This is a genomic window from Endozoicomonas sp. Z74 (assembly GCF_057680865.1).
Genome location: NZ_JBLYZI010000176.1, coordinates 1 through 5,924, shown reverse-complemented (window position 1 = coordinate 5,924; position 5,924 = coordinate 1). Strand labels below are relative to the sequence as shown.

Below are 5,924 nucleotides of genomic sequence, written 5' to 3'. Positions count from 1 at the left end.
TAGCAACTCGTTACGAGCGGCTTCTGCGTAACTATACGGGAATGCTTCAAATAGCAGCCATCATGGTCTGGTTGGCATGAGTTTGAGTTAAAATCTGGCAGATCGGTTAGATGAGAACGCCGCCTAGTGTGGCCTTTTTTTATCCGCCTGGAATGCCTGGATAAGCGTTCTCTGCCAGAGTTCCCGGGAGCCATCGTCCGGTATTTTTTTCAGAGTATCCTGGCAGATATGGATCATGGCTTGAAGGATACTCTCTGCGGGGTAGTCCAGGTTTTCCAGCTGGCGGATAATCTCAACGGCCAGGGCGATATCTTCGGGTGCTTTATCCATCCTGTGTTCTCCCTATGTTTCCTTCACTATGGACATTCTTACTCATGCTGATGGAGCCATGATTTTTCAGGAGCTCCATCCGTGATTACTCCCCATGCCACTGATAGGCTTTCAGATTAACTCTGCCAGAGAGTAAGGTGATACCTTCTTTTTCCAGTCGGCGTTTTTGCTCGTTATAGCGGGCTGAGCCTTCTGGAAAAGAAATGTATCCCTTACTGTTAATGACCCGGTGCCAGGGAAGGTCGGTACCGGCGGGCAGTTGTTTGAGAACATTTCCTACGACTCTGGCATAACCTCTTGCTCCAACCTGTTCAGCCAGCTGTCCGTAGGTGACCACTTTACCGGTGGGAATCTGGCTGAGCAGGACCCAGATTTCAGTGGGAGTAAATGGGGTCGACAATCACTTTCTCCAGTTTTCTAAGATAGCTCTCGGATAGTGTTTAGTAGCATAACCTACTCTGACCCCTGTGTATCATTCCAGTGCCGGTTATCAGCAGATTGTCGTTGATTTGCTGGCCTGAAATATGGAATCCTGTCGCCCTGACCGTATCTACTGCCTTGAAACCGTGAAAACGGCTGAAATGTTTGTGAAATGTTAAAAAGCTGTCCATTAAATAATCAGGCTTGTTTTCAATCAGTGACCGGTTTCCGGAGTCCTGCTTTTCAGCAGGGTTACTGGTTTATTCACTGTCTGTCCGGGGGAATTTGAATCTATGCTGCTCCGCAGGAGCCTAGTCTGCTTGAAAAAAATGGCCGGGGCAGCCTTCAGCCTGCTGGTCGCTTTACCTGCCATGGCTGACACGCTCTGGCTGGATAATGGAGATGTACTCCGGGGGGAAATCCTGAAGCTTGATGCGGGAAAACTGAGTTTTAAAACCCAGTACGCAGGCACTATAGAGGTGGATTGGCGTTATGTAAAAACCATCGACTCCGACAAGTCGTTCTGGGTGAGCCTGATTGGAGAAAAGCAGGCTCATCTTCGGCAGTTTCAGGGGCAGGTGTCGGGAGTGGCGGTGGTGGATGAAAGCGGCCGAAAAAGGACTTTTTCGGCCGTATGGCCCGTGGCAGCGATTCATTTGAACAAGCCGACTCTGGCGGATACCTGGCAGGTTGGAGGAGACCTCGTTGCCACAATGGACAGCAAGTCCGGTAATGATAGAAAGCTGATCGTGGGGCTTGAGGGCAAACTCAATGTGGATGACCAGTGGAATAAAAACGCGTTTAACTGGGACATTGAGGTTGAAAGTGAAAAAGGGGTCAAAACCTCTGAATGGAAGCTCGGTTATGCCTACAGCCGGTATCTGGATGAACACTGGTTTGTCCAGGGGGCCGCGGACCAGGAGTTTGATTCGGATGCCGACCTGAGAACCCGGACATCACTCGGTGGCAGCCTGGGTTATCGCTTTTGGGAAACCGCAGAAGGTACCCTGAAAACCAGCGGGGGTATCAGCCGTTTATGGGAACGATACCAGATCACTGACACTCAGCAGGATTATGCCCTCACCTGGATTTTTAATTATCGAACCCGGCTGCTGGAGAATCTTGAATACAGCGCCAACAGCAGGACTTTTTTCCGGCTGAACCAGTCAACAACATTGATCAATATTACCCAGGGAATCAAGATCGGCCTCACGGACCGGGTCTCCTGGAACCTGACCCACACCCTGGACTATGACAGTGATCCAGTGGAAAACATCTACAAAACCGATAATCGGGTCAAAATGGGCATTGGCTACCAGTGGTGAGATCCGGCTCGTGATAAGCCACAGCATGCCGGAAGGCGATGTCTGGAGGGCGATAGTTGGCGACTTTTCACCAGGCGGCGACGAAAAGGAAAACGCCTTGGGGGAGGCAGGGCTTTGGGGCGCTCAAGGCTTCTCTGTTCCGCTTCTCTGTGTTCCTGAAGCGCTCTCATGGCCGTTTCCAGCCAGTTGGCGGCTTTAAAGAGCAGTGAATGTTTGCCAGGAGATTCAGACAGGGCAGGTTCCAGGGGAAAAATCAGGGTCTTTCTGACTTTCATGTGGCCATCAGTGTCCATTCTTCAAGGGGCTGTTCTGGTATTAGCGGCAGGGAAAGTCATTGATTAAGGTGGGGGCCTGTTATCGGGCACCCAACAGGTCGACAGGGCAAAGGCTCTGGCTAGCAGCCTGTCTGACTTATGCTTCCGAGCATAAAATTCAGTAGAACGAGTCAAATTTTTCGATGGATTCGTGCGAATAGTTGACCTATTTAATCGAATTCATCGGACAATTTGGCCGTTCTTTCTGGGTTTTAGGCCGGAATTGTCTTAAGTCCGACAGGCTGCTAGTCAGAGGTCAGAACAATCCGGTATCGGGCCTGGTTACTGGCAACCCGATCCATAGCTTCGTTGATCTGGCTTAAGGGCATGGTTTCGATCAGGGGGAGAATCTGGTGAATGGCTGCCATTTCCAGCATCTCCTTCATAAAATGCCGTCCGCCGACAATACTTCCGACCAGTTTTTTCTGACCAAATACCAGTGGCGACAGTGGCAGGCTTATTTGTTCAGAAGCGGGAATACCCACCACGCACAGCACTCCATCATTACTCAGTAAATTAAGGGCTGAAGGCCAGTCAATACCAGAAGGCGATGTGTTGATAATCAGTGCCTGACTGCCAGCGGCACTGTTAAAAGTGGCTTCATTAAATAGTTTGAAGTGATGAGCTCCAAACTCATGGGCTTCTTTCTCTTTATCCGGCGAGGTAGAGAAGGCAGTGACTTCTGCTCCCATGGCCCTGGCAAATTTGATGGCCAGGTGACCCAGCCCACCGATACCAAATACACCCACTTTCATTCCCGGGCGAGTGATATAGGTGCGCAGGGGGGTGTAGACCGTAATACCTGCGCATAACAGAGGGGCGGCATGGGCGGAATCCAGTTGGTCAGGAATTTGATAGGCAAAATCTGCCGGAGCTCGAAGCCGGTCAGCAAACCCACCGTGATGCCCTACGATCAACCCTGTGTATCCTTCGGCACAGATATTTTCCTGGCCTTCCAGACAGTGGCTGCAGACCCGGCAGGCATCGCGAATCCAGCCAAAACCCGCCCGGTCACCGATTTTAAACTGGGTGACCTGGGCACCAGTATCCGTCACTTTACCCACCACTTCGTGCCCTGGCACCAGGGGAAAAGTGGTAATGCCCCAGTCATTGTCGCGCATGTGCAAATCGGTGTGGCACAGGCCGTTATGGGTTACCTGGACTTCAATATCTTTTGGTCCCAGGGGGGCATGGTTGAAATCCTTTGTTGCATAACAAAGTAAGTGGGGTGTAGAGAAGTTGGTCGGCCAGGGAATAATAGTACAAATATCAGGTATTTCACTGGCCATACCTGCAGTCCAGTAAGCGCTCTTCTAATGTCTCTATCTGGGAATAAAGTTGTTTTTGGTTTTACATATGTGATAAATAAATGGGGTCAGATAAAACCGGGAAGTGAAATCAAGGTCACTGAACTTTTCCTGATTACCATCCAACCTCAGCTCGATTGCTCGGCTAAAATGACGACACTGGTTTTACGTTTGAGTGAGGTGTTGTTATGGCTAAGAACAAAATCCAGTTATAAAAAGGCTTGAGCATTACGGCTTTCCTTGGTCAGAACGGCGGCAAACATTATTGTACTCTTAAAACCCATGAGCTTTATCAGTGCATCCGTTGCTACCACCCGACCTCGCTTACCACTGAAACCATTATGGAGACTACAAAGTTTTCACTTACCACCTGGTTTTTTGGGCGTGTATCTCATGACCCAGACCAAGAAGGGAGTTTCTGCTCTTGAGTTATCCTGGCAGCTGGGCATCCAATACAACGTCTCATGGCATATGAAGCACAAGTTAATACAAGTTATGAAGGAGCGAGGCGACAGCCAGCCCCTGCAAGATCATGTTCAGATAGATGACGCCTACTGGGGTGGAGAAACATGGCGGTATGTGTGGTTGTGGTTCAGAAAACACCCTCCTCTTTTTCAACACTATCTTTACGAGTTCTGCTATCGCTTCAACATTAGGCAATGATAGAACGCCTGGCTGCATGGCCGCACGTAATACCAGAAAGGCTTCTCAAGCTGGCTGAGGCTCAGTGGTAATCAGGTGATTTTTTAAGGAAGCATTTCTCATTTTGACGAGTTCTGAATGAGAGCTATATTTCCTTTCTCAGGGATTGAGCTTATGTAATTAGGACGTTTGCTTATGATATAACTATGAAGGTGTTCAGGCAATGTTTATAAGATATCGCTGTTTAGGCATACCGGTATTGATACTGGTTTCTTTATACTCATCATTTTCATCTGCTTTTGAGTTTTACCTGTCAGATAAACTACTGCAGTTTACAGAGCAGGATGGTAGGGTTTTTGTTAGGCCTGTGGTTGATAATTATGATGATCTAACTATGGGGCACGAACAAGGTACATTGGATGTTCACCAAAGACTTGCATTTTATTTATTGCAATCTAATGGCTATTTAATTCTTGAAGAAGGGGTTGATTATAATCAAATTGTGCTGATTTATGAAGGTGAACAAACAGATCTCACAAATAGAGCTGTTTTGATCACTGGTGAATATGACTCTGGTATTAAAGGTGGTTTTGATTTTGAATATTCTCTATTTTTGAATCAACTGGTCGGTGATGTTGATTGGTTAACTTTTTCTGATGGAAAATTCTCTACCCGGGTTGGGGCGGCTTTAAATGCAGATGGTGTTCAGGCTATTCTACACATACTGCAGGGTGTTCCTCTGCCGTCAGAATTTTATGCGCAGGCTCCCAGTGATTTAATTGCACGAAACATCATGGCTCCTTGGACTCATCCTTTTTTCTTAATTCCAGGCAGCCGATTTCCTGCGTTCCCTACATACTGTCCTGATGATAAGAGAGATACAGGAGGTCGTACACATTATGCACAGCTGCAATTCATAGGAAGTCATGACAGGGGGGCTCTTTATTTCGATCAAAAAAAACATGTTCAATATTCAGAGAGTTTGGAATTTTGGGAGAAACGAGCAGTAAGAACAGATCAACATGGGGGGCTGGTTTATAGAAATGAACGGGATCGAGAGTTCACCAATAGCTTGGCTCGTTTTCAGTATGGCAGTCTGAGCGAGGTTGACCTGAAAAAGATTCCGGAGCAGAGAGAGAGAAAAAGAGCGTACAAGAAAAGGCTTGATGTGAGACTCTGGCGCTTTTTGGCTGATGCAAGATTCTGGCGCTTTTTTGCTGGCGAAAGATCTTCCTTGTTCGATCGGTTGAGCAAGCTTGTATGGCAGCGCCATGATGATAATGATGACGATCAAGATCAAGGCAGGCAGTCTATGGAGATCCCCAGTCCCCCATTACAACCCTATGTTGCACCAGTATCTGTCAGATAAGTGGTGAGATTGATGCTGTGTTTAAACCAGGGTTAAAAGCGTGAGATACATACTCTGGAAGTGCCATCTGGTCCCAGAGTATGTGTTATATGCATTAGTTCAGATCTGATCTGACAATTCCCTCTTCAAAAAAGGGAAGGGTTACCGATTTAGATAGAGGGTGAAATCACTGAAATCTAAATCGTAAAAAGGTAACCCTTATGATTCATACTAATCA

General features: G+C 47.6%; 6 protein-coding genes. 2 read left to right on the top strand and 4 right to left on the bottom strand.

From position 1 onward, the window contains the following. Positions 1-123 precede the first annotated feature (123 nt). A complete protein-coding gene (locus ACNRUY_RS25595; protein ID WP_488114498.1) occupies positions 124-330 on the bottom strand; it encodes a hypothetical protein in 207 nt (68 codons plus the stop codon). A gap of 85 nt (positions 331-415) precedes the next feature. Beyond that, positions 416-730, bottom strand: coding sequence for an MGMT family protein (locus ACNRUY_RS25590; protein WP_488114497.1), 315 nt, complete (start codon positions 728-730; stop codon positions 416-418). 349 nt (positions 731-1,079) lie between these two features. Between ACNRUY_RS25590 and ACNRUY_RS25585 the strand changes: the two genes are divergently transcribed. Further along, the gene (locus tag ACNRUY_RS25585) at positions 1,080-2,075 is read left to right on the top strand and encodes a DUF481 domain-containing protein (protein WP_488114499.1); all 996 of its coding nucleotides are present in this window, start codon (positions 1,080-1,082) and stop codon (positions 2,073-2,075) included. On the opposite strand, the gene ACNRUY_RS25580 is transcribed toward ACNRUY_RS25585, so the two are convergent. Further along, entirely contained in the window at positions 2,063-2,350 is a 288-nt protein-coding gene (locus ACNRUY_RS25580; protein WP_488114496.1) for a hypothetical protein, read from the bottom strand. The genes ACNRUY_RS25585 and ACNRUY_RS25580 overlap by 13 nt on opposite strands. Positions 2,351-2,634: 284 nt before the next feature. Further along, positions 2,635-3,678, bottom strand: a complete 1,044-nt coding sequence (locus ACNRUY_RS25575) for an NAD(P)-dependent alcohol dehydrogenase (RefSeq protein ID WP_488114495.1) — start codon at positions 3,676-3,678, stop codon at positions 2,635-2,637. An 883-nt stretch (positions 3,679-4,561) separates the two neighbouring features. On the opposite strand from ACNRUY_RS25575, the gene ACNRUY_RS25570 reads away from it, so the two are divergent. Continuing rightward, positions 4,562-5,707 carry a hypothetical protein gene (locus ACNRUY_RS25570; protein ID WP_488114494.1) on the top strand — a complete coding sequence of 382 codons (1,146 nt, stop codon included), beginning with the start codon at positions 4,562-4,564 and terminating at the stop codon, positions 5,705-5,707. Positions 5,708-5,924 lie beyond the last annotated feature (217 nt).

What these genes read in the sequence shown, in the direction of transcription:
- ACNRUY_RS25595 (WP_488114498.1), bottom strand. Translation starts at nt 330, where the DNA reads ATGGATAAAGCACCCGAAGATATCGCCCTGGCCGTTGAGATTATCCGC.
- ACNRUY_RS25585 (WP_488114499.1), top strand. Translation starts at nt 1,080, where the DNA reads ATGGCCGGGGCAGCCTTCAGCCTGCTGGTCGCTTTACCTGCCATGGCT.
- ACNRUY_RS25580 (WP_488114496.1), bottom strand. Translation starts at nt 2,350, where the DNA reads ATGAAAGTCAGAAAGACCCTGATTTTTCCCCTGGAACCTGCCCTGTCT.
- ACNRUY_RS25575 (WP_488114495.1), bottom strand. Translation starts at nt 3,678, where the DNA reads ATGGCCAGTGAAATACCTGATATTTGTACTATTATTCCCTGGCCGACC.
- ACNRUY_RS25570 (WP_488114494.1), top strand. Translation starts at nt 4,562, where the DNA reads ATGTTTATAAGATATCGCTGTTTAGGCATACCGGTATTGATACTGGTT.